The organism is Cohnella endophytica, from assembly GCF_003628305.1.
Classification (GTDB): Bacteria; Bacillota; Bacilli; order Paenibacillales; family Paenibacillaceae; genus Cohnella; species Cohnella endophytica.
Genome location: NZ_RBZM01000008.1, coordinates 190692 through 214344, shown reverse-complemented (window position 1 = coordinate 214344; position 23653 = coordinate 190692). Strand labels below are relative to the sequence as shown.

Annotated in this window: 19 protein-coding genes; 9 read left to right on the top strand and 10 right to left on the bottom strand. The window is 51.0% G+C overall.

Features of this window, described 5'->3' with window-relative positions:
• Positions 1–177: 177 nt before the first annotated feature.
• The 9 genes from D7Z26_RS19125 (at position 178) to D7Z26_RS19085 (ending at position 12473) form a co-directional block, all read left to right on the top strand.
• A complete protein-coding gene (locus D7Z26_RS19125; protein ID WP_120978622.1) occupies positions 178–2010 on the top strand; it encodes a sensor histidine kinase in 1833 nt (610 codons plus the stop codon).
• The gene (locus D7Z26_RS19120) at positions 2007–3563 is read left to right on the top strand and encodes a response regulator (protein ID WP_120978621.1); all 1557 of its coding nucleotides are present in this window, start codon (positions 2007–2009) and stop codon (positions 3561–3563) included. Before D7Z26_RS19125 ends, D7Z26_RS19120 begins: the two co-directional genes overlap by 4 nt.
• Positions 3564–3588: 25 nt before the next feature.
• Positions 3589–4530 carry an NAD(P)/FAD-dependent oxidoreductase gene (locus D7Z26_RS19115; protein WP_120978841.1) on the top strand — a complete coding sequence of 314 codons (942 nt, stop codon included), beginning with the start codon at positions 3589–3591 and terminating at the stop codon, positions 4528–4530.
• A 225-nt stretch (positions 4531–4755) separates the two neighbouring features.
• Entirely contained in the window at positions 4756–6495 is a 1740-nt protein-coding gene (locus tag D7Z26_RS19110; RefSeq protein WP_120978620.1) for an ABC transporter substrate-binding protein, read from the top strand.
• Between the two features lie 66 nt (positions 6496–6561).
• Positions 6562–7533 (top strand): ABC transporter permease, encoded by a 972-nt coding sequence (locus tag D7Z26_RS19105; protein ID WP_120978619.1) that lies wholly within the window; start codon positions 6562–6564, stop codon positions 7531–7533.
• Positions 7530–8522 (top strand): ABC transporter permease, encoded by a 993-nt coding sequence (locus D7Z26_RS19100; RefSeq protein ID WP_120978618.1) that lies wholly within the window; start codon positions 7530–7532, stop codon positions 8520–8522. Before D7Z26_RS19105 ends, D7Z26_RS19100 begins: the two co-directional genes overlap by 4 nt.
• Positions 8489–9547, top strand: a complete 1059-nt coding sequence (locus D7Z26_RS19095; protein WP_120978617.1) for an ABC transporter ATP-binding protein — start codon at positions 8489–8491, stop codon at positions 9545–9547. Before D7Z26_RS19100 ends, D7Z26_RS19095 begins: the two co-directional genes overlap by 34 nt.
• A complete protein-coding gene (locus tag D7Z26_RS19090; protein ID WP_120978616.1) occupies positions 9544–10515 on the top strand; it encodes an ABC transporter ATP-binding protein in 972 nt (323 codons plus the stop codon). Before D7Z26_RS19095 ends, D7Z26_RS19090 begins: the two co-directional genes overlap by 4 nt.
• Positions 10516–10685: 170 nt before the next feature.
• The gene (locus tag D7Z26_RS19085; RefSeq protein WP_120978840.1) at positions 10686–12473 is read left to right on the top strand and encodes a sulfatase-like hydrolase/transferase; all 1788 of its coding nucleotides are present in this window, start codon (positions 10686–10688) and stop codon (positions 12471–12473) included.
• A 33-nt stretch (positions 12474–12506) separates the two neighbouring features.
• Here D7Z26_RS19085 and D7Z26_RS19080 read toward each other — a convergent pair whose 3' ends face one another.
• From D7Z26_RS19080 to D7Z26_RS19035, 10 genes are all read right to left on the bottom strand, one after another.
• Positions 12507–14096: an alpha-L-rhamnosidase-related protein gene (locus D7Z26_RS19080; protein WP_120978615.1), complete on the bottom strand. Its 1590-nt coding sequence runs from the start codon at positions 14094–14096 to the stop codon at positions 12507–12509.
• A 23-nt stretch (positions 14097–14119) separates the two neighbouring features.
• Positions 14120–14959, bottom strand: coding sequence for a carbohydrate ABC transporter permease (locus tag D7Z26_RS19075; protein WP_120978614.1), 840 nt, complete (start codon positions 14957–14959; stop codon positions 14120–14122).
• Positions 14956–15837, bottom strand: a complete 882-nt coding sequence (locus D7Z26_RS19070) for a carbohydrate ABC transporter permease (protein ID WP_120978613.1) — start codon at positions 15835–15837, stop codon at positions 14956–14958. Before D7Z26_RS19070 ends, D7Z26_RS19075 begins: the two co-directional genes overlap by 4 nt.
• Before the next feature lie 70 nt (positions 15838–15907).
• Complete coding sequence (locus tag D7Z26_RS19065; RefSeq protein WP_233567054.1) at positions 15908–17281, bottom strand: ABC transporter substrate-binding protein; 1374 nt, start codon at positions 17279–17281, stop codon at positions 15908–15910.
• Positions 17282–17444: 163 nt separating this feature from the next.
• On the bottom strand, positions 17445–18767 hold the full coding sequence (locus D7Z26_RS19060; RefSeq protein WP_120978612.1) for an ABC transporter substrate-binding protein: 1323 nt from the start codon (positions 18765–18767) through the stop codon (positions 17445–17447).
• 4 nt (positions 18768–18771) lie between these two features.
• Positions 18772–20250, bottom strand: coding sequence for a response regulator (locus D7Z26_RS19055; RefSeq protein ID WP_120978611.1), 1479 nt, complete (start codon positions 20248–20250; stop codon positions 18772–18774).
• 3 nt (positions 20251–20253) lie between these two features.
• The gene (locus D7Z26_RS19050; RefSeq protein ID WP_120978610.1) at positions 20254–22026 is read right to left on the bottom strand and encodes a cache domain-containing sensor histidine kinase; all 1773 of its coding nucleotides are present in this window, start codon (positions 22024–22026) and stop codon (positions 20254–20256) included.
• Positions 22027–22273: 247 nt separating this feature from the next.
• A complete protein-coding gene (locus D7Z26_RS19045) occupies positions 22274–22726 on the bottom strand; it encodes an SRPBCC family protein (RefSeq protein ID WP_120978609.1) in 453 nt (150 codons plus the stop codon).
• A 91-nt stretch (positions 22727–22817) separates the two neighbouring features.
• Positions 22818–23273: an SRPBCC family protein gene (locus D7Z26_RS19040; protein ID WP_120978608.1), complete on the bottom strand. Its 456-nt coding sequence runs from the start codon at positions 23271–23273 to the stop codon at positions 22818–22820.
• On the bottom strand, positions 23260–23580 hold the full coding sequence (locus D7Z26_RS19035; protein ID WP_199731738.1) for an ArsR/SmtB family transcription factor: 321 nt from the start codon (positions 23578–23580) through the stop codon (positions 23260–23262). Before D7Z26_RS19035 ends, D7Z26_RS19040 begins: the two co-directional genes overlap by 14 nt.
• Between the last annotated feature and the right edge of the window lie 73 nt (positions 23581–23653).

The window sequence follows — 23653 nt, the reverse complement described above, 5'->3', positions numbered from 1 at the left end:
TCCCCCAATTGTGTTGTAAGTGCTTACAAATTAGTTATAAGAGATTCCGGGCTCCCCAACAACCGAATATCTTGCACGCGCATGTGGAATATCTTCTTCCCGCTTCTAAAGCGTTTTCAAACTTTTTCTATTATGCTACACTGAGCCTACTAAAAATAGAGAACAAGAGGCGGAGACATGCTAAGGAGATTTCTTCTCTTTCGTAACTTTCATACCAAGCTCTTTATCTCCTACTCTCTCATTATTATTATTCTGACGGTTGCCGTTGCCGTGCCTACTTATTACTATTTGAAGGACAAGCTCGTTCGTAACCAGAACGCCATCGTGGAGCAGATCTTCAACGGCTCCGTCAATAACTTCAATCTGCTGGAATCCCAGTACGAGAATTACACGAAGCAGATCTACTTGATCAGAGGATACGGCACCGAATCCCCTTACACCCTCGTAGAACAACTCGTAGCCATGGATCACCAGACGGCCGACAAGTTCGCTACGATTCAATCCGTTAAAAATTATATTTCGCTGGGACAAGAAATCTATAAGAACTGGGATCGGATCAGCATTATTCTCGAAGACGGCACGGTGTTCTCCAACCAAGAAGTCGCCGCCGATCCGCCCGATGCCCTTCGCGAGCAATGGATAGGAAAGGCACGCACGCTGGGCGGCGCTATTGACGCCCAATACGCCGCGCGGGATCCTTATACCTCGGGCGGCGAAGTTCCCGTATTCTCTCTCACGAGGCTCTTGCAAGTCGGGGCGGAGCCTGCCGGATTCATGCAGATTCAAATCGAAGCCTCGCGGATATTCGATCCTTCGGCGCTATCCGAAATCCCCTTCGACCAGATCAGGATCTATAACCGTTCCTCTCGCATATACGCCTATCCTAACGCGGAGACCGATTATGGCGGGACGGCGTCAAGTGCCGAACGCATTGCCGACTCCGTGGATAAATTCCCGAGAACGAAATCCGGCAAGCTGGAATTCTATAGGCAATCGCAATCGGGCAATTTCGCGATCTACATGACGGTCGGATTAGACCGACTGTACGAGCCGATCCGGAACTTTCAGTGGGTCATGATCTCCATAGTCTCCTTCCTTGTCCTATTTTCCTTGCTGATCTACTATTATTTGGCCCGAATTCTCACCTCGCCGCTCAAGAAAATCAGGTTCGCCCTGGATTCGATGCAATTAAGCGACGAAGAGAACGGAATGGAAGTCGACTTGAGCCAAAGCTATTACATCGACGAGATAGAACGGATGAACCGCTCTTTCCGCAAAATGAACGGCAGGCTGCAGCAATCGCTGAGCGAGATCGTCCGGTTTCATAATCTGCAGCTTCAATCCCGGTTCGACCTGCTGCAGTCCCAGATCAATCCGCACTTTCTGTTTAACATGTTAGGCGTCATTCAAGTGCTGTCCGACCATAACGAGAGCAAGCTTGCGGCCAATCTGTGCATTAAGCTGGCGGAATTCCTAAGATACACGATCGGCGACAATCAGACGAAAGTATCCTTGAGGGAAGAGTTCGGCATAACGGAGATGTATTTGGAATTGATGAAAAGCCGGTACCAACATCGGTTGGAATATCGGATTTCGTTGTCGGAAGAAGTCGCGGATATGAGTCTGCCCAAGCTGGTCATTCAGCCGCTCGTAGAGAACAGCATTAAACACGGCTACAAAAACCTAAGCCGTCCCATGCTGATCGAAGTCGAAGGTTGGATGGCGGACGATCGCTTAACGATAGAGATCAAAGACAACGGAACCGGCTTCGAACCGTCCAAGTTAAATGAAGTCAAACAATCCATAAAGAATCATTCGACCAGCTTGTCCCGCAAGGACGGCCCGGATGGCTTGTCCATCGGCGGAATGGGCATCGCCAGTACGTATTTACGGCTAAAACTGCTCTACGGCGAGAACGTCGAGCTTCAATTGGACGCGAACGAAGAACGCCAAGGAGCTGTCATTCGCATTGCTTTTAAGCTGCCGAGAGGAATTGAGGTGCTTCGATGAAGGTCATGATCGTAGACGACGAGCCTATCTTTATGATGGGAATACGTAAGTTGATTACGGATTATAATTCGGTTTATCGCTCCTCTCTCGAGGTCGTTTCGGAAGTCTACGACGGCAAGGATGCGCTGGAACAACTTCCCGCGGCCCAACCCGACATCGTCTTCACGGATATTCGCATGGCGACTGTCGACGGGCTGGCGTTAGCCAAACAGATCCAAGAGCATTGGCCTCGCGTCAACGTCGTCATCGTGAGCGGTTATCCCTCTTTCGAGAACGCCCGGGAAGCCTTCAAAGCGAACGCCGTCGATTTTATCCAGAAGCCGGTTAATCCGGAGCTTTTCCACGAAATGGTCCGCAAGCTCGAACTCCGGCATAAGCACGATCTCGGCAAGCAAGCGTTAGAACAATTATGGCTTCGCAATTCGGATCAGGATCCGATTCTTAGATCGATCGAAGACTTGCTCGGACCGTTGAGCTTCTCTTTTTTCCTCCTGCGGGTCCTTCCTTTGAACGCGCCTTCGCACGTCGGATCACTGATCGATAATCCATTTCGTCAATTGATCGTCGACATGCAAAGCGCCTTCGAACCGGATTCTTTCGTCTGGTTAATCGATCTGCAGGATTCTAATGAAATGCTCTTGGCGATCGCATCTCCCCGTATGTCCGAAGGCAACTTGCAAGATGTCTTCTCCCGGCTGCGCATCGCGTTCCCGTCTTTCTTGCAGGCCGGATACCGGTGCAACCTCGCCGTCGATCAATTAAAGGACATGAAACAGCTCCATACCCTTTTTCATAAATTAGTCACCTTAAACAAGCCTTCCTTCGTTCGTCTCTCCAACCATTCGGATCAAGATCTCCCTGCTTACGCCCAACTCGGATCCGTTCATGAAAGCAAAATCCGAAATTTGATCGGTCATCATAAATGGGACGAATTGGACAAATTCTTCGAGCGAATGTTCTCCTTATGGGAGCACGAGGGCTGCTCGATCCACGCGCTCGAACGGAATCTGAAGAAATTGACGGGGATCATCGTCAAGTGCGTGCACGGAGAGGACGAGTCGCTATCCGAATACGCGAAAATCATGGAGAGGCTGGTGCGTACCTCTCCCTCCTATCGCGCCCTCAACGAGCAATTCGCCGTCTTCGTCTCGAGAGAATGGAAACCGTCGGAAGCGTCCGTAACGCGAGAAGAAGCGTTCGTGAAAATCCGCGCTTATCTATCCAGCCACCTGAACGAACCGACGACTCTCGGAGCCCTCGGCGATTTGTTCGGGGTATCCATCTCTTATCTTTGCTCCATTTTCAAAGAATTCTCGAACGCGACGTTCGTGGAATTTCTGACCGAAATGCGTCTCCAGAAAGCCGCCGAGCTGCTTCGTACGACGTCTCTTCCCCTGAAAGAGGTGGCCGAACTGACCGGCTACGCGGACCAACGTTACTTCAGCAAAGTATTCAAGTCCCATTCGGGAATGACGCCTTCGGAGTTTAAGAGCGCCAATCGCGGCATAGGTTCCCACCCGATTTCCAATAATAACGATAGCGACCAAATCTGATCGAACGAGGCGATCGACCATGACCGTGCAGAAAGCAATCGTTATCGGAGCAGGACCTGCCGGATTATCGGCCGCCATCTATTTGGCGAAAGCGAACGTGGAACCCCTTGTGATCAAGGGGGTCACCCCAAGCAAATACTTGATGACCACGATGGAAATCGACGCGTATCCCGGTTTTCCCCTTGGCGTTAACGGCCCCTCTCTTCTAGACGATATGAGTAAACAGGCAGAGTATTTCGGGGCTCGGATTCGGACGGGATCGGTCAAGAGCGCGGACTTATCCAAACGCCCGTTTCTTATTCTAACGACCGGACATGGATCGATCGAGATCGAACCTATCGAGACCGAGTCGATCGTTATCGCAACGGGAGCTTCCTTTAAATCGTTGAACATTCCGGGGGAAACGGCCAACTTCGGACGAGGAGTGAGCACGTGCGCCACGTGTACCGGTTATTTTGCCTCGGAGAAGAAGGTTGTCGTGATCGGAGGAGGAGATTCCGCGCTCGAAGAGGCGTTATACTTGACCCGCTATGCATCCGAGATCACGATCGTGCACCGCCGGAATGAACTTCGAGCTTCCAAAGGCATGCAAGAACGCGCCCGCCAATCCAAGCAAATCAAATGGATGCTAGATGTTACTCCTCTAGAAATCTTAGACGATGGGCATCAAGTTTCGGGCCTAAAGGTAAGAGAAAATCGTACCGGCCTAGAAACGGTTGTTCCGGCGGAACGCGTCTACGTTGCGATCGGGAGCACGCCCAACGCGGTTTTCCTCGATGGACAGCTCCCCGTAGGACGGAGGGGACATCTAATGGTCAAACCCGGAACGACGGAGACGGACATTCCCGGCATTTTCGCATGCGGCGACGTGCAGGATGACAGGTACGGACAGATCGCCAGCGCCGTCGGTTCGGGATGTATGGCCGCTGGCGATTGCGAACGGTATTTGGAGGGGCTGCAAGGCTGAAGGGCTGAATCACAGCGTAAAATGGCTTCTACTCTAGGCATACGCCGCAGAGTAAAAGCCTTTTTACGCTGATTTTACTTTTCTCGCTCATTCTCCCGATCCGCAAAAAACCAAGAAAATTGTAAAATAAAAAACGTTTTGCCAGTATTCGTAAAAATGGTTATGCTTGTTTTACACGATCTCTTTTCCCACTATTTTCCTAACTATTTTGAGGAGGATGATTAAATGAAAAGAAAGCAGTGGATCTCAAGCATCACCGTATTCGCTCTGATTGCGTTACTCATTGTAGGATGCAGCAAAGGCAACAATACGCCAGGGCCGGCATCGCCCTCGGTCTCGCCAAGCACCTCCGCAAGTCCCTCTCCCTCAGATTCTCCATCACCCAGCCCAAGCGCTCAGTCGAAAGATGGCGGAACTTTAACCATCAGCACTTTTTCCGACATCGTATCCGTCAATCCGATCTTCATTAACGATACTTCTTCCGGGGATATCGAACAGCTTGTCTTTGCCAAGCTGTATGATCTGGACCGCCAATCCAACCTCGCGGTAGAGCCATGGTCCCTTGCCGCCGAGTTGCCTAAAGTTAGCGCGGACAATAAAACTTACACCATAAAGTTGAAAAATACGGCCAAATGGAGCGACGGCCAGCCCATCACCGCGGATGACGTCAAATTCACGTTCGATACGATCCGCACCGAGGAAACGGGGGCTCCGGGCATCAGCCAGTACGATAAGATCGAATCCATTACCAAGGCCGACGACTATACCCTCGATATCAAGCTGAAGCAAGTTTACGCGCCATTTCAATTCTCGCTTTACTCTTCTATTTTGCCGGCGCACATTCTGAAAGATGTCCCCCTCAAAAGCTTGAAAGAGGATAAGTTCGGCGTCGATCCGGCGAGAACCGTCACCAGCGGACCGTGGATGTTCTCCGAATGGAAGCAGGGGCAATATATCACGCTCAACAGGAACCCTAATTATTGGGGAGAGACGAAGCCTCACATCGACAAAATCATCTATAAAATCTACGCGGATCAGAACACGGAAGTTCAAGCGCTACTGAAGGGCGACACTCAGATGACGGAAGCCGTTCCGCTTATGCAGATCGACGCGATCAAGAAGAAAGATAACCTTCAGGTCATCCTTAAGCCGGGACCGACGTACGAATTCATCCAGTTCAACTTCAAGGACGAGAACTTCCCTGACAAATATTCGCCGTTCAAAGGCCAAAAAACCCGCCAGGCAATCGCTTACGCCGTCAATCGTCAAGGTATGGTGGACAACGTACTGAAAGGCTCCGGCGGCCTAATGAACAGTCCGTTCCTACCGGGTAGCTGGGCCGATCCGGGCGCTGAAGCGGTCAATTACGAATACTCGGCAGACAAGGCGAAAGCCCTGCTGGCGGAAGACGGCTGGAAACCGGGCAAGGACGGCATTCTCGTGAAGGATGGGCACCGGTTCTCCTTCGAGCTTCAATACAACGCGGGCAACAGCCGCCGCGAACAAGTCTCGACCATCATCCAAGACAACTTGAAAGACGTCGGAATCGAAGTGAAGCCGAAAGGGATCGATTTCGCGACTTGGATCGACCAGAACATTACACCCGGCAAATTTCCGGCCATCCTACTGGCGTGGTCTCTCAACAATCCGGATCCGGATGGCGAGAGTATCTTCTCCTCGAAGTACTTCCCGCCGACGGGTCAGAACGGCGGCTGGTACGTCAACAAGAAAGCCGACGATCTGTGGGTGAAAGGGCAGCAAGTGGTCGATCAGGCGGAACGCGCGAAAATCTACCACGAGCTCGGCAAAGAGCTGTCTATCGATTTGCCTTACGTCTTCTTGTATCAATACGGACTCCCGCAAGCTTATGATGCCTCGAAGCTGAAATGGGAGGAAAACGATCGTCCGGAATCCTCCATGGGTTACGGCTACTTGTTCCATGCGATTAACTGGTGGGTAGAGTAACGACAAACGGATTCGGGGGAAGGACTCCAGAGCCCTTCCCCTTCTTCGCAGAGAGGGGGACGCCGGATGACCGAATATTTGATACGCCGGTCGCTGCAATCTGTACTGGTGCTTTTTTTGATATCCATCCTGACGTTCGCCATGATCCACGCGGCGCCGGGAGGTCCTACCCAGGTGCTCCTCGCACCGGGCTTGTCTCCGGAGGCGGCGAAGATCCAGGCACATAATCTGGGACTTGACCGTTCGGTCCCCGTCCAGTTTCTAAGCTGGATTGGGGGAATGCTGCAAGGGGACTTGGGGCATACGTTCAAAAATAATATCCCCGTAGGCGACATCCTGTGGCCTACCGTCGGCCATACGATGGTGTTGATGATCGCTGCCTGGTTGCTGTCGTTGATCATTGCGATCCCTTGGGGGATTTACAACAGCACCCGAGAGTACGGACTGTCGGACCAGACGTCTTCTTTTATTTCTTATTTGGGCTTCGCCATGCCCACGTTTTGGTTCGGGATCATTTTGCAGCAGTATTTCGCGTTGAAGCGCGACTGGCTGCCTCTATCCGATATGTACGATATGGACAAGCAAGGGAACTTCGGCAATTTGCTTCTCCATTTGGTGCTTCCGGTGACGGTGCTGTCACTCGGTTTCTTGGCCGCCTACGTGAAATATTCGCGTTCCAGCATGCTGGAGGTGCTGAACCAGGATTATATCCGTACGGCGCGCGCCAAAGGATTAACGGAACGCAAAGTGGTATTTCGCCATGCTTTACGCAATGCCCTCATTCCGATCATCACGATCCTTGGCCTTGATCTGCCGATCTTGGTAGGCGGCGCCGCCCTAACGGAGAGGGTGTTTAACTGGCCCGGCATGGGGAGACTGTTCGTGGATATGGCCGTGGCGCGCGAGTACTCGGTGCTGATGTCCATCACGTTGGTCGTCTCCGTTTTCGTCGTCATCGGCAACTTATTGGCGGATATTTTATACGCTGTCGTGGACCCGAGAGTACAGTACGGACGGGGAGGAGGAACCGCGGCATGAGCGACGCGAAAGTTCTACCTCCCATTCCGGAGGAAAACCGTTACGAGCCCCGGGAAAAGCGGGCGAAAGCGCGTACTGTCGAAGCGCGTCCAGAGGGGCCGTGGAAGACAGGTGCAAAGAAGTTCATGCGCAATCCATTCGCGGTTGCAGGACTCGTCCTGTTGCTGATTTTTATAGGGATCGCGTTATTGGCGCATTGGCTCGCCCCTTATCCACCGAACAAGCTTGATTTGATGTTTCCCAACCTGCCGGCCGGCTCGTCCGGACATCTGCTCGGCACGGACGAATTGGGAAGGGATGTTTTCTCCAGATTGCTTTACAGCAGCCGGATTTCCCTCACTGTCGGATTCTCCGTCGCTTTTGTTTCCGTCATTGTCGGTACGTTGATCGGTGCGATTTCCGGTTATTTCGGCGGATGGGTGGACACGATCGCCATGCGCATAGTCGACGTCATGTATTCCGTTCCTTCGCTGTTTCTCAATATATTGATTCTGGCTATCTTCGGCGCAAAAGCCTCTTATATGATCTGGGTGCTCGCCTTTACCAGTTGGATGGGCGTAGCGCGGCTCGTCAGAGGGAACTATTTGCAGCTTCGGGAAATGCAGTACGTAGAGGCGGCCAAGGCGATCGGGGTATCCGACTGGCGCATTATTTTCGTACATCTGCTCCGCAACTCCTCCGCCCCGATTATCGTAACCGCGACCTTGATGGTGGGAGGCGCGATTCTGAGCGAATCCGCGCTTTCCTATCTGAGCTTAGGCATTCAGCCTCCGAGCACGAGCTGGGGTCTTATGCTAAGTAACGCGCAGGCATCCATGCTCACCGATCCCATGCAAGCTCTGTACCCTGGCTTGTGCATCCTTATCGTCGTACTCGCCGTTAACTTCGTCGGCGACGGCATTCGCGATGCGCTAGACCCGCGGAAAACGACGATTCCCCAAAGGAGGCTCGACCAATGGCGGAAAAGATTCTCGAAATCCGGAATTTGACGACCGGCTTTCTAACGGATGGAGGAATGGTCAAAGCCACGGACCGCGTATCGCTCGACATCGAGAAAGGGAAAACGTTGTGCGTAGTCGGCGAGTCCGGTAGCGGGAAAAGCGTCACGGCCTTGTCCGTCATGCGGCTGATCGAATACGCGGGCGGGATGATTACGGAGGGGGAAGCAAGGTTCGACAAGCAAGATCTGGTTCAAAAAAGCCAACTCGATATGCTGAACATCCGCGGAAGCCGGATCGCGATGATTTTCCAGGATCCGATGTCCGCTCTGAATCCCGTGTTCACCGTCGGCGAACAAATCGCCGAGTCGCTTCGAACGCACAAAAGGTTAAGCAAGAAAGAAGCCTGGCGACAAAGCGTCGATATGCTGCGGCGGGTCCGGATTCCCGATCCCGAGATCCGGGCACGGCAATATCCGCACGAAATGTCGGGCGGCATGTGTCAACGCGTCGTCATAGCCATGGCGCTCGCCTGCAATCCCGAGCTCTTGATCGCGGACGAACCGACCTCGGCTCTCGACGTCACCGTGCAGGCGCAAATTCTTGAGCTCCTTCTTCAGCTCAAGCAGGAATTCCGGATGTCCATGCTGCTCATCACCCACGACATGGGCGTTGCGGCTGAGGTCGCCGACCGCATCACGGTGATGTATGCGGGCGCGGTCGTGGAAGAAGGTACGGCGGCGGACATATTCGAGAGGCCGCGGCATCCGTATACAATCGGGCTGCTTCAGTCGATTCCAGGCCTGGAAGGGGAGCGCGGCGGGGAATTGTATACGATCAGAGGGGCGATTCCGCCTCTCAGCAACATTCCTCCAGGCTGCCGTTTCCATCCCCGCTGCCTCTATGCGATGGACTTATGTCGGACGAACGAGCCTCCGCTCCGCCGATCGCTTTCCGGTCATATGGCTGCCTGCTGGCTGGACGATACGGGAGCGGAGGATCCAAGGCCGGGTAATCCGAACAATCGGGAAACAAAGGTTACGATCGGTAACCGGCCGGAGGTGACGTTTCCATGAAGCACGAGTACTTATTGGAAGCCCGGCATGTCACAAAGTATTTCCCGATCACCACCGGCTTGTTCAACCGGGTCGTCGGCCACGTGAAAGCCGTGGACGACGTTTCCTTAGGAATCCGGTCGGGGGAAACCTTCGGATTGGTAGGCGAATCCGGATGCGGGAAATCCACGTTGGCCCGTGTCCTGTTGAAACTTAAAAAAGCGACCGGCGGGGACATTCGTTTCGAGGGGCGGGACATTGAGCAGGTTAGTTCCTCGGATTTGCGCAAGCTCCGCCAGGAGATGCAAATTATTTTCCAAGATCCGTTTGGCTCCTTGAACCCGCGTTTTCTCATCAAAGACGTAATCGCGGAACCGTTGCGGACGCACCGGAAAATGTCGGCTAAAGAAATCGATTATCGGGTCGTGGAGCTGATGGAGCTCGTCGGGCTGGACGTTTCCCGCCGCAATCGCTATCCTCACGAGTTCTCCGGCGGACAGCGCCAACGTGTCGGCATCGCACGGGCGATCGCACTCAACCCGAAATTCATCGTAGCGGACGAAGCCGTATCGGCGTTGGACGTCTCCGTACAGTCCCAGGTACTGAATCTGCTGCAGAAGCTTCAGAAAGATCTGGGGCTGACGTATCTGTTCATTGCCCACGGCTTAAATGTCGTTCGGCATATTTCGGACCGAGTCGGTGTCATGTACTTGGGAAAATTGGTGGAAGTTGCGCGGACGGAGGAGTTGTTCGCCCATCCTAGACATCCCTATACGAAGGTGCTGCTCTCAGCCATTCCTAAGCCTTCGCCGCATCGGACGACGGAGCGGATTATTCTGGACGGTGACGTTCCATCGCCGGCCAACCCGCCGTCCGGATGCCGTTTCCATACCCGTTGCCCTTATGCTCAGGAGAAATGCGCGACTGCTGAACCGCTTCTGGAGCCAACAGGCGATGATCGACAAGTAGCTTGCCATTTTCCTTTGTAATAAGCACTTACAATAAGACCGCCACGGAGGAATTTTGCCAACCGAGCGGTCTTTACTATGCGGCGAAAGCCTTAGAAGATTCCATACGTCTCCATTCTGTTCGGATGACTCGACACATACCCTAGGAAAAAAACACTTAGGATGTGTATGCCTTGAAGGATATCCCACCTCTGTCCCGACGTCTCGATAAACCTAATTTCCTTGTGTTCCTTGTAGATGAAGAGCGGTATCCCCCTGTTTATGAAAACTCCGAAATGAAGCAATGGCGCAAACAAAACCTCGTTACGCAGGAGCTGCTAAGGGCTCACGGGCTGGAATTCCATCGGCATTATATCGGCAGCTCCGCATGCTGCCCTAGTCGGGCTACCTTGTTGACCGGTCAGTATCCTTCGCTTCATGGCGTCACGCAGACGACCGGCATCGCCAAGGAAGCTTTTGACTCCGATATGTTCTGGTTGAATAGAAATACGGTACCTACGATGGGGAATTATTTCCGCGAAGCGGGGTATCAAACCTACTATAAGGGGAAATGGCATGCCTCCGACGAAGATATCATCGTTCCCGGCACCCACAAAAGCGTTCCTAGCTACAATCCGTTAACAGGCGTACCCGACGAAGATAAGGAAGCCTTATATCGAAATGCCGATCGCTTAGAGAGCTTCGGCTTCTCCGGTTGGATCGGTCCCGAGCCCCATGGCAAAAACCCACGAAATTCGGCTTCTTCCGCCGCGATCGGACTTAGCGGCAGAGACGAAGTCTATGCCTCGGAAGTCGTTGCCCTTATCGAATCCCTCGACCGCCAGCAATGCCATGAACAGAATGTCCAACCCTGGCTGCTCGTCGCTTCGTTCGTGAATCCGCACGATATTGTTTTGTACGGCGACATAACTGCCCGGATTCCCGCCTTCAAATTCGAGGTAGACCCTATGCCGGACGTCGCCCCTCCTCCGACCTTATACGAATCCTTAGCCACGAAACCGCGATGTCAAGCCAGCTATCGGGACGTCTATCCGCAAGCCTTGCAGCCGATTACCGATCAGCCGTTCTACCGGAAGCTATACTATCAGTTGCAGAAAAATGCCGATCGGCAAATGTATAAAGTATTCGAGGCGCTTACCCGCTCCTCTTTCTATGACGATACGATTGTCGTATTCACATCCGATCATGGGGATCTGCTAGGCGCCCACAACCACCTTTTCCAGAAATTTTACTGCGCTTACGAAGAGTTTTTGCATGTCCCTTTCGTCATTCATAATCGGCGTCTTTTCCCGCAATACGATAGCTTACATTCGCCTACAAGCCACATGGATCTCGTACCGACAATGCTTGGGTTAGCGAATATCGACCTCGAAGAAGTTCAGCGCGGACTGCAAAGGCGATTCAGCGAGGTCCATCCCTTTGTGGGACGCGACCTTGCTCCCTACATCCTAGGGCATAACCAAGCTACTCTGGCCGATGAGCCGATTTACTTCATGACCGACGACGATGTTACCCGAGGTCAACGCCAAATCAGTCCGTTGGGAAAGGCCTATTCATCCGTTGTTCAGCCTAACCACATCGAGACCGTAATCGCGACCTTATATCGAAACGGAGCGAGAGAATCGTGGAAATTGTCCCGCTATTTCGATAACGTTCAATTCTGGAGCGATCCGGGGGTAAAGGACGTGACCGTCCAACAAATCGGAGGTGCCGCCGGTGAACCCTACTCCCATTGTGTCGCTTCCGTCAAAACACAACCGATCCAAGACGAATACGAGTTGTATAACTTAACCGAGGATCCATGCGAAACGCGCAATTATGCACATTCCGCATGGGCAACGGAGGACATCAGACGCATCCAACATTGGATGGCATCGCTACTGGAGGAACAACGGAATCAAAAGCGCTTATCTCCTAAGTGGGGAAATCGATTAATCGGCTCTCTACGCGATCGTAACGAAAAGACCACAACCTCTTAAGGTTGTGGTCTTGCGTTATACCGCCGGTGCCCTCTAGTTTACTTCTGAGGAATGCGAATCTTTTGTCCGATTTGAATGAAACGGCGCGTAGTACTTCCGAATGAAATACGTCGGAGTGCAGCTCCAAGCATGGCAATAGCTGTTGATCAAATTGCTACCGTAGGGCGAATTGTTCTTGTCGGCCGGTTGGAATACTTCCCAGAAAGTGTCCGCGCCCTCCTCGGCCATCCCTCCCCAGTAAACCCGCAGCTGCTCCAAAGCCTTCTCTTTCCGTCCGGACAACATAAGCGCTTCAATTAAATGATGGTATATATAAGGAGTCATCGGCCGAATGGATGGATTCTCTTCGAACAGACGATCGAGAAGAGCTGCATTCTCTTCTTGCTCCAGAACGCCCGCTAGAACCATCCATACTTGCGATGCCCAAGAGACTTGGCGTTGGTCACCGCTTTCGAAGAACCCGGTGCTCCTATTTAACAAGTGAGTCAACGCGGCTTCGGATGCACGATCCACATCGCTTCGAATGCTAATCGCTTGCTCTGTTAATCCGATCGTCTGCGCAAGCACAACGGCTTGCTTTAAGGCGTAGATTAACACCGCTTGCGCCGAAGCCTGTTTATTCAGATCCTCGTGCCAATCCGTAAAGCAGTACCAAGACGGATCGTCGGTGACGATTCCCCGATCATCCAATCTGCCTAGTGAAAGTCCCACCTGCTCAAGAGCGACGGGCCATAGCTGCAAGAGCGTATCACGATCTTGGGTAGCCGCGTAATAATCATGAAGCGTTGAAATGAAAAACAAGGAATAATCGTACAAGTAAATGTCGTCCGCGGCCGGTTCCGGCTTCTCGTACACGCATGCGGACACCTGACCGCCTTCTAAACGCAAGCCCGCGAACAAATACAAGCATCTTTTTACGAGCTCGTAATTTTTAACGGTCTCGTAATTCGCTAGAGCCTGCAGCCTTAAATCGCCGATCCACAAACGCCGGTCGCGCTTCGGTCCATCCTCGAACACCGTCTGCATGCAATCCTGCAGCGTCTTGATAGAGATGCGATCCATTACGCGCAAATCGTCGGGAACATGATCCGGCAAAGGCGGAACCGAGGAAAGATCCGCCGAACTCACGGAAGTCACGTAAAGATCGGCGAATGCAATCTTGAATTTGCGAGCCGGGGTCAGCACCTCGATTTTCAAATAACGAAAGCTGTACCTACGCGGAAGCGTATAAGTTCCGGGCACGACGTCGAAGTTAACGATCTCGTCCTGCAGCCAAGAGCGATCTAACCAGCCGTTGTATTCATCGAAGCTTTCGCCGATTTCGCAAGGCATTTCGCCGAAGATGAATTTCAAGCGAACCGGCGCATCGGCCCTTGCCTCCGCCGACTGCAGCGAGAAGGTCAAATACCCGACTTGATGGTCGCCGAGATCCAAGACGAAGCTATCGCCTTTCTCGAATTTCCGCTCATGCAGCGAATCGTACGTGCCGACACCTTGAACGCGCCACCCATGTAATGCTTCCGGGTCGGCTACGATTTCAACGAGACGCTTCGGGTATATTTTTTGTTCGATTAATTCCGGCTTTAACCGTTCAGCTATGTCCACGAATGGTTTATTTATCATTATTAGTCTCCTCAACCTGCGAATCAGCCTTTGACGGAGCCTACCGTCAAGCCGCCTACGAAGTATTTCTGAAGCGAGAGGAAGGCCACCAATAGCGGCAGCGCGCACAAAATACATGCCGCGAACAGAACATTCCATTGCGCCGGATTTTGCTGATCGCCCAGAAACCCGAGCATGGCGACCGGAAGCGGAGCGTCCGCCGCCTTTGTAATAAATACCATGTTAAAGAAATAATCGTTCCAAATCCAAACCCCTTGCGTGATCACTACGGACACGGTGACCGGTAAGATGAGGGGAAACACGATTTGCCAGAAGCGACGGAACAGACCGGCGCCGTCAATGTGCGCGGCTTCCTCGATCTCTTCCGGAACGCTGCTCCGGATGAATCCCGTATACAAGAATGTAGAGAACGGCAAGCTGCAGGTGATGAACATGAGAATCGGCGTATATTGACTCATCGGGATGCCCAAACCCTTAATCATCTGAATAATGGGGATGAGAACCATTTGTCCAGGAACGACAAGCCCGGACAGAAAGAAAATATAAAGGAACTTGCTAACCTTGCTGCGGATTCGCGCGATCGGGTAGGCGGCCATAGCCGCCAATAGGACCACGAACAAAACGGACAGAACGGTTAACACTACGCTGTTCCACAATGCCGTCGGGAAATGCATTCGCGTATAAGCGGAACGAAAGCTCGCTAGCGTCAACTCGTTGAACCAGTCAAGCGGGTCGGTCATATTGCGCGGAGACCTTAACGAACTGGACAAAACGATCAAGAGAGGCGCTATATTGAGGAGCACAAGCGCGATGATGACCGCATGGGTAACGGATTTCTTGGCCAAGGTGCCGGATGTGCTCATGCCGCAACCTCCCTTCTATTCAGGGTAAACACGAACACGGATGTAATGACGATAATAAGCGCAAAGGAAATAATTCCGAGCGCCGATGCTTTGCCGAATTGCTGATCCGTGAACGCCATTTTATAAATAGTGAAAATAAGCGTATTCGTGGAGGTGCCCGGACCGCCATTCGTCATGATAAACGGATAGTCGAACGCTTTAAGCCCGTTAATGACGCTAAGCGTGACGTTAATCGTGATCGAAGTTGCAAGCAACGGAATTTTAATAAACCGAACGAGTTTCCAGCGGCCGGCGCCGTCGATTTTGCCCGCCTCGATCAAATCTTGAGGGACGGTTTGCAGACCGGCTAGAAATATGATCGTGCTTGTCCCGATATTTTTCCAAATATCGACCGCGATAATGGAATAGAGCGCTTTGGAATAGCTGCCGAGAAAATTCGTGTCCAGTCCCGTAATTCCGATTTTATTCATGATAGAGGCAATTAAGCCATCGTCCGGCATGTATACGTAGCTCCAGATGAATCCGACGACGATCGCGCTGAACAGTGTCGGGATGTAAAATGCCGAACGATAGATACCTTTTGCTCGAATATTCGCGTTTAAGAGAAATGCCAGGGCAAGTGCGATCAAATTTCCCGCAACGACGGTGATAAACGTATAGATCAACGTGTTCCTGATGGAAAGCCCTAAGATTTCTTCATGGAATAGCTTTGTGAAATTATCCAAACCTACGTAACTGAATTTCTGTACGTAACCGTTGTAATCCGTAACGCTATACTGGAACAGCTTGAGAATCGGAACGATCCAAAAAAGGCAGTAAAACAAAAGAGCCGGAAGTACGAAAAAGTACATCGTTTTTTTCATGACGGCGCTATTCATGATGCTTCTTTCCTTTCGGGAGAAATTACGTCGAGGGAGGACAACTCTCCCCCCTCGACGATCGCCTCTATTAACCTTTATTAAGCTCGCTGTACTTAGCTTGCATCGCTTTCGTCACATCTTCGGCTGTCGTTTTCTTGCCGCCGATAATTTCCGCGAATTTCGATTGCATGACATCGCTCACGCCCGCCGGCCACATTTGATTGCTGAAGTAGAAGGCATGACCCGTGCTTTGGATTTCGTTCAATACGTCTTTGAATATTTCATTCTTCAACGTCACGCCGTTGAACACGCTAATGGATGGGTTAGAATCGCTCCATGCTTGGAACAACGGGGATTGAACATCATACAAATATTCGAAAATTTGCTTGGCTACGTCCAGATGCTTCGAGTTCGCATTCAAAGCATATCCCGCGGCGGTTGCCGCAGAGGCATATACCGGTTGTCCCGCATCGTTGCCCGGCAGGGAGAAAAATCCGCGCTCGAATTCGGCTGCGCCTTTGGCGGTTAAGCCCGGAAGATCCCAAGTTCCCGTGAAGATCATTGCGGCTTTGCCATCGACGAATTGCTGCACGGCTTGCGCGCTCGCCATCCCAAGAGAACCTTTATTGACATACCCGTTTTTGTAGAGCTCCGCGTACTGGTTAACCGTTTTGACCCACTTCGAGTCGGTCAAAGACGTTTCTCCGGTTTGCAGCTTATTATCGAATTCCGGATCGGCAGGATATACGGAGTTAGCCGCGAGTTGGTACATGCCGAACTGAATGACCCATGGATCTTTGTCGCCCATGACGATTGGCGTAATTCCGGCTGCTTTCAATTTATCCGAAGCCGCCAGGAAGCTTGGCCAATCCTTCGGAATTTCGGTAATGCCCGCTTTGTCGAACAGCGCCTTATTGTAGTAAGTACCGAGAATATCCATGCCTTTCGCTACCGCGTAAGGTTTGCCTTCGTAGCTCATGTCGTTTTTGGCGGCGGGACTCACGTTTTTCCAGAAGGCAAGATCGGACAGGTCTGCCGCATAGCCGGCTTTCGCCACTTCTATCGCTCCCATATTAGCTAGCTTAGGGAATACAAGGAAGATATCCGGGCCTTCGCTAGCCGCGAGTTTCGCTTTAACGGACGTATAGTATTGCTCATCCGGCAGCTTTTGAACTTCCAACGTTACGTTCGGGAACTTTTCTTTTACAAGCTTAGGCAACGTTTCGAGTTCAAAATCCTCGCCTTCGGCAGCTTTAGCGCCGGATACGAGCATCGTTAACGTAACCGGCTCCGAAGTGTTTCCGGAAGCGCTAGCGGAAGGGCTTTCCGATGCATTGGCGGACGGGCTAACCGATGGGCTGTTGGATGCGTTGTTGTCGTTCGAGCTGCCGCAGGCAGAAAGAGTCAACGTAAACAACGAGGCCAATGCGACGCTTGCGGCTTTGGATTTCCAAGATTTCAATTGAATTCCCCCATTTGAATAGTTTATGACCGAAATGATTGATATCGCTTACTTTTCTTATTGTAAGAGAGACTGTCGTTCCTCATAAGTGAGTCATTTTTTGTATCTAATCCGCATTTTTCACAAAAAAAGAACCCTCGCGGGTTCTTTCAATGAAATCTTGCTATTTCCGCGCCTCGCGATCGTGATCGATCTGGATCTGCAAATCTTTCATGTACTGTTCCGGAGAGTAGCTTCCGTTGGTCACGAGAGACTGGGCGTTATCCCACGCCGTCAACTGGGACTTCGTGCTAAATCTCGCTTCGAACCACAGAACTCCCTTCTTGGCATGATTAATTTTATCCTGAACCATCTTCGTCAACGGCGGCACGTTCTCCGGCAAAGACTGAACATTAAATCCCGTCACCATTCCAAGTTCGCTCATGGCACGATCGCCGTAACGCTCGAAAACATATTTCAACCACTTGCCGACCTCCGGTGTATAAGCGGATTTTGAAATGGACGTCGTAAGTCCCGCGTTTACCGGATACTCGTCTAATGTTCCCGCCCCGCCTTCAACCAAGGGAATGCTGAAAAATCCGATCTGATCCTTACCGATCTTGTTCAGCGCGGGATCGTTAAACGCGCGTAACTGCCAACTGCCCATATAGAACATAGCAGCCTTTCCTTGTAAAAATTGATCCACGGAGGTGCCCATGTCTATCGTGTTCACCCGAGGACCGAAATACCCCCGGAGTCCCATCATCTGTACGGACCGTGCTGCTTCTACGAAGCCAGGGTTCGTCAATTGGAGGCTTCCTTTGTCTACTTTCTCCATGGCGTCCGCTCCGAACTTGCGAATCGCGTAAGCATTGATCAGCCTTGTGATCGGCCATTTTTCCTTGCCGGCTACCGAGAAGGGCAGGACATCGTTTTGTTTTAAAGTTTCGGCGATTTCGAGCATTTCGTTCCAAGTGGTCGGTTCCTTTAATCCGTACTTGCTGAATATGCTTTTGTTATACCAGAAGCCCTCAATGTTCATTTCTAGCGGCAGCGCGTATAAGCCTGCTCCGTCCACGTACGCCTTCAGTAAATCAACCGCGGCAGGATTCAGCTTATCCAAGATTCCCAACTCGGAAAAGGATTGCTCCACGTTAAGCGCGGCATCGCTGCGAATGAGGTCAAGCAATGGCCTGCCAGATTGATAACTGAACAGGACGGGCAAATCATTGCTGGCCGCCAACAACTGTACGCGCTGCGACAAGTCCCTTTCGGCTACGTTTTCGAATTTGTACTGTACGCCCGGATGAAGCTCCTCGTATTCGCGTGCCAGTTCGCTAATGATTTTAGAGCTTCCTTCGTTTTCTTTGTTGGACGTTAAATACAAGACGGTCGTGGCCGGATCGGCTTGCTCCTCGTTTAAGTAGATCGCGGGACTTCCGCACGAGCATTGAAGGATCAAGACCAAACAACCGATCGCAATGAGGAAGGAACGCGTCTTTTTCATCCTTTCACTGTCCTTTCCCTCTCGAACGATACTGCCCCGGGGTTATACCTGTCTGCTTTTTAAACACTTCGGAAAAGTGTCTGGCATGATAGTATCCGACCCTCTCGCTGATTTCCTGAATCGGCATCCCTTCGTTCAACAGATCCTTCGCTTTCTCGATGCGCACCTTGGTTAAGTATTTAATATAGGAAATACCCATTTGCTCTTTAAATAGGAGGCTGAAATATGTCGCGTTCATCTGAACGTTATCCGCAACCTCCTGTTGAGTCAAATCGCGTCCATAGTGTTCGGCGATATAATCCAGAGCTTTCTCGATAGCGGCATGCTTGGACTTATGGCGGACAACTAGGATCCAATCCATAATTTTCTCCATCTGGCCGCGAAGCCAATGCGCCATTTCCTCCTGAGTCTGCAGATTACGAAGTTCAAGTCTCGGCAAGTGGGCGATCGTTCCAAGCTCCGACGGGTTGCCCCCCGTTTCCTTGGCGACTTCAAGGCCGTGAAACACCATTTTCAAGAGTTCGATCTCGGCAATCTCCGGATCCATTTTCTCCTGCTTAAACTCTTCCAAATAGCCGTCGAGTTTGAGCAAGAGGCTTTCTTTATCCCCGATCCGCATGTCGAACAGAACTTCCTCTTCCCTTTCCGACAATAAAGGGTTAACCACATGGCTCTCCCCAAGATCTTCAAAGCGGATCCAGCCCTTGCCTTCTAAATACTTCCCGTATCGAAGAGCCCTTAATGCCTCCTTATAGCTTTGAGGCGCATCGGCGACCGAAGGATACGTCCTTCCCGACCCGACCGCCGTATTCGTCCATAAGGCGAGCTCTTCCGACCATTCCCTCCTCGAATCGCTGAAATGGAACAGCACGATCAGTCTTTCATTGCCGTTACGAATTTGCACGGAGCGGTATGCTCCTCCGGGCTGTATCCCGAATCCTTCCTCCGAACTAGCCAGTACGGTTACGCCCGTTACCCGCTCCGCATCCGCTCCGAACTGCTCCGCCCACTTCAACCGAGCTTCGGCGCCATGCAATAACAGATCGTGCGTCTCTTTTTCAAGAAGTCCCTGCTGCCATTTCATCTTCAGCTCGGAAACCTCGTTCAGTTCGTTAATCCGATCGACCGCTTTCTGTACGCCTTCTTTGATTTTGGCGATGTCGATCGGCTTTTCCAAATAATCGACTACGCCAAGCTTTATGGCCCGCTTAACGTACTCGAATTCGTTATATCCGCTGAACACGATAAACATGGTTTCCGGCGCTTCCGAGCGAATGATATCGATGAGCTCCAGCCCGTCCATTCCGGGCATACGGATATCGGTCATCACGATCTCGGGTCTTAAGGATCGGAACGTCTCGAGCGCCGACAATCCATCGGTTGCCGTTCCGACGAGCTCTATCCCGTAATCGTTCCATTCGATCAGCTTCTTAAGTGCCTTGAGCACGATAAATTCATCGTCGAATACGACCGCCTTCAGCATCGGTTATTCCCTCTCTTTCTCCTCGAACGGAAACCGGAGTTCGATCGACGTTCCCTCGTTCGGCTTGCTCGTAATCGTAAACGCGCTTCGGGCCCCGTAAAAAAGCGTCAGCCTCTCGCGAACGTTCCGCATGCCGTAGCCCTGCTCCGTCTGACCGATATTTGCCATACCGACGCCGTCATCGGTTACCGTGAATACGAGAAAGTCGCCGTCTTTTCGTCCGCTCAATCGAATGGTACCTTCTCCGACCTTCGGCTCGAGTCCATGATAGATCGCATTTTCGACGAGCGGCTGCAGCATCAGCTTCAGAATTTCATAGCTCATGATGGTTGGATCGACATCCACGCGATAATGAAACCGATTGTCGTAACGTAAATTATGAATGATCATATAGTGCTCGATATGCTTAAGTTCCTTGAACACGGGAATTAATTCTTTTCCTTTGTTCAGACTCAGCTTGAAACTTTCCGACAGCGAAAGCGCCATCTGCGCGATATCGGCCTTCTCCTCGAGCAAGGACATCCAATAGATGGAGTCCAACGTGTTATACAGAAAATGAGGCTTGATCTGGGCCTGCAACGATCGAAGCTCCGCTTCCCTTTCTTTAAGCTGGGATTGAAGAAGTCTCTCGCTGAGCAACTGGTTTTCCAACGTCATTCTTTGAAACGTTTGCCCGATTACGCCGACTTCGTCCGCGACGAACGATTCATTCGGTTCCCCTGTTTGATGTCCCTTCGCCCAATCCACGATCAATTTCTTTAATTGCAGCAACGGACGCGTGATCGTACCGGATACGAAATAGGAGACCGCCAAGGCGATGCCTGCCATAAGCACGGCAATGAGCATCGTAATCGTTCCAATACGGTCGGACTGCTTCAATAGCGTCTTCGTCTTTACGAAATGAACGAACGTCCAGCCGCTTGTTGCATTCTTATACTGGCTATAGAGATATCCGGCTTCTTGCATCTTCCTGAATGTCTCTTCCAAAGTAGAGCCGAGTCCGATGCCCGAAGTTAATTCCGGATGATAGTCGTACACGACCAACTGCTCCGTGCTTCGGGGTTCAAGCACCAGAAATCCGCTCTCGTCGGTTTCATTGACGGATTCCCGGAAAATCGATTTCTTAATATTAATAACGAGAATTCCGATCATTTGCCCGCTTAAATGGTTCGGGTCCCGCAACACCTTCACGCTGGAGAAGGAATCGCTCTTTGTCGTTTCTTCGAGCACGTTATAGCCGAAAAATACTTCCTTGCCCTTAGCGGACAAGCTCTTCGTAAACCAGTCCGTGTCGGCGATTAACCCTCGCGTATCATCCGCGCCGTACTTTCCCGCTTGCTCCGACCGACCATAACAAACGGATCTGAAGTTTTTATCGAATAGACAGATGGATTCTATATTTTGCGTATCGAACAAATTAGAGACGACGATATTTTGCAGCAAATTGGCCGTTCTCAAATCGATAACGGCAGGATCGGTATCCTTGGCGACTCCGCTTAAATAAAGCTCTTGCCGTAATTCGTCATTGGATAAAATAATCCGGTTCATATTGATCATGTTCCGAAGCAGCAGATCCGCCATTTCGCTTGAGGTCTTCAAATGACCTTGGATCGTCTGAACATGATTCTGAACTAGCGTGTTCTTAGCGATGTTAAACGAAATATAGCCTAATAAGAACAAAGGCGGAAGAGAGACGACGATCATGGCGAACAAGAAGCGGCTCCGAATTTTGGGGGAGCGATAAAAAGATAACCATTGCACCAACCGTTTTGCCATCGCCATCGTCCTTTATATTAGCGTGAAGCTTGTTGCCGATAAAACAAAAATCCCTAAGCCGCCGCATCATTCGATCGGAGGGCTAGGGAGTAACTCCTGAAGCCTACAATATCCAATTCCTATTCTAAACCAAAATTAACCCCTTTATAAGTTCCTTATTTTTCGGGAAACATCCGTATTTTTTGGGGATCTTGAAGGCAACGAATCCGCGTGCGCAAAAGGGATGAAGGTTCGATGTCATCGCAAGTTAAATGGATTTACCATGATCGTTTTCGAGTAAAGACTTGATTTTTTTCAAATCCTTATTGTTTGCCCTCTTCATCATTAACGACATAATAGGAGAAAATACGATCGAGAACCCGGTAGGATCCCCTTTATTTCGTAGAGTCATCCGAGTGGATTGTTCATCCGCGGATTCCCAAGTGTATGTCGTTTCCATGGGAAAGGGACCATCGGCCGTTCTCATTACGAGCTTTTCTCCGGGAGTATATTCGGCGATTTGATACACATAGGAAAGTTGTTTGCCGAGAAATGCAGCTTTGAATGCCACTTTAGTCCCCACCTTGAGAGGCTTGGGCGTTTGCCATTGCGCCGAGTTAATATTGACGTACCATTCGGGCGCATTGTCAGGATTAGCCGCATATTCCGAGACCTTATCGCGAGGACAATTTATTCTTATTTCAGTTAAAACATCTACCATCTCCGATACCTCCAATGAAAAATGAAAAGCGCGCACAAAATGCGCGCGCCTCTTCACTTAAATAAGCGGCGAATAACAACCAACTTGAACGCTAATGCATAGCTTGTACCGACCACGGATCTACGCCCGGATCCTGACCTTGCGCGATCGATTGCAGGCGAGGCATATAATGCGACCAACCTTGGATATGCGAGGCAACTTCCGATTCCGGCAGATCGTAGTGGGTCATAAATAAAAGCGTCCCCTTATCTTGAGGGATTAGCCTGAATTCAACCGTACTGGATCCGGGAGGTACCGTCTTCGACTTCTCCCATCCCCATGTCATGACGATCTTCTCGTGCGGAATAATTTCCTTATATTCGCCCATCGCAATGTCGCTCCCGTTAACATCAATGCGATATTTGCCTCCGATACTCGGATCCAGCAAGATATGTCGCCCCATCCAACGAACTAATTTGTCGGGATCGGTAAAAAACGAGAACAATGTTTCCGGATGGCATTCAATAAAAATCTCTTTCTTGACTGAGTTACTGCTAATTGAAGTCATGTTTTCTCCGTTCCTCCTCTTCCGCTGCTTTCTTTAACCGCATCAAGCTATCATCCCAGAAGCTCTCGATATAATGCATCAACTCGGCGAACCCTTCCCTCCTAATCCCATAGAATCGTTTGGTACCCGCCCGCCTCACGACTACGAGTCCCGCTTCCTCTAGAACTTTAAGATGTTGCGAAATCGCCGGCGCCGAAATATCGAAATGCGACGCAATGGCGCTGGAGGTCAATTCCCCCTCGCGGACGAGATGTAAAATGTCTCTGCGCCTAGGTTCGGTTATGGCTTGAATGGCTTTATCTATCATGAATTTAATTTAGCATACACTTAATTAAGTGTCGACTTAATATAAGATCATCTTTCCGCCCACGAAAAAAAAC

Coding starts and splice junctions, on each gene's coding strand:
- D7Z26_RS19125 (WP_120978622.1), top strand. CDS start 178: ATGCTAAGGAGATTTCTTCTCTTTCGTAACTTTCATACCAAGCTCTTT.
- D7Z26_RS19120 (WP_120978621.1), top strand. CDS start 2,007: ATGAAGGTCATGATCGTAGACGACGAGCCTATCTTTATGATGGGAATA.
- D7Z26_RS19110 (WP_120978620.1), top strand. CDS start 4,756: ATGAAAAGAAAGCAGTGGATCTCAAGCATCACCGTATTCGCTCTGATT.
- D7Z26_RS19105 (WP_120978619.1), top strand. CDS start 6,562: ATGACCGAATATTTGATACGCCGGTCGCTGCAATCTGTACTGGTGCTT.
- D7Z26_RS19100 (WP_120978618.1), top strand. CDS start 7,530: ATGAGCGACGCGAAAGTTCTACCTCCCATTCCGGAGGAAAACCGTTAC.
- D7Z26_RS19095 (WP_120978617.1), top strand. CDS start 8,489: ATGGCGGAAAAGATTCTCGAAATCCGGAATTTGACGACCGGCTTTCTA.
- D7Z26_RS19090 (WP_120978616.1), top strand. CDS start 9,544: ATGAAGCACGAGTACTTATTGGAAGCCCGGCATGTCACAAAGTATTTC.
- D7Z26_RS19080 (WP_120978615.1), bottom strand. CDS start 14,096: ATGATAAATAAACCATTCGTGGACATAGCTGAACGGTTAAAGCCGGAA.
- D7Z26_RS19075 (WP_120978614.1), bottom strand. CDS start 14,959: ATGAGCACATCCGGCACCTTGGCCAAGAAATCCGTTACCCATGCGGTC.
- D7Z26_RS19070 (WP_120978613.1), bottom strand. CDS start 15,837: ATGAATAGCGCCGTCATGAAAAAAACGATGTACTTTTTCGTACTTCCG.
- D7Z26_RS19060 (WP_120978612.1), bottom strand. CDS start 18,767: ATGAAAAAGACGCGTTCCTTCCTCATTGCGATCGGTTGTTTGGTCTTG.
- D7Z26_RS19055 (WP_120978611.1), bottom strand. CDS start 20,250: ATGCTGAAGGCGGTCGTATTCGACGATGAATTTATCGTGCTCAAGGCA.
- D7Z26_RS19050 (WP_120978610.1), bottom strand. CDS start 22,026: ATGGCAAAACGGTTGGTGCAATGGTTATCTTTTTATCGCTCCCCCAAA.
- D7Z26_RS19045 (WP_120978609.1), bottom strand. CDS start 22,726: ATGGTAGATGTTTTAACTGAAATAAGAATAAATTGTCCTCGCGATAAG.
- D7Z26_RS19040 (WP_120978608.1), bottom strand. CDS start 23,273: ATGACTTCAATTAGCAGTAACTCAGTCAAGAAAGAGATTTTTATTGAA.
- D7Z26_RS19035 (WP_199731738.1), bottom strand. CDS start 23,580: ATGATAGATAAAGCCATTCAAGCCATAACCGAACCTAGGCGCAGAGAC.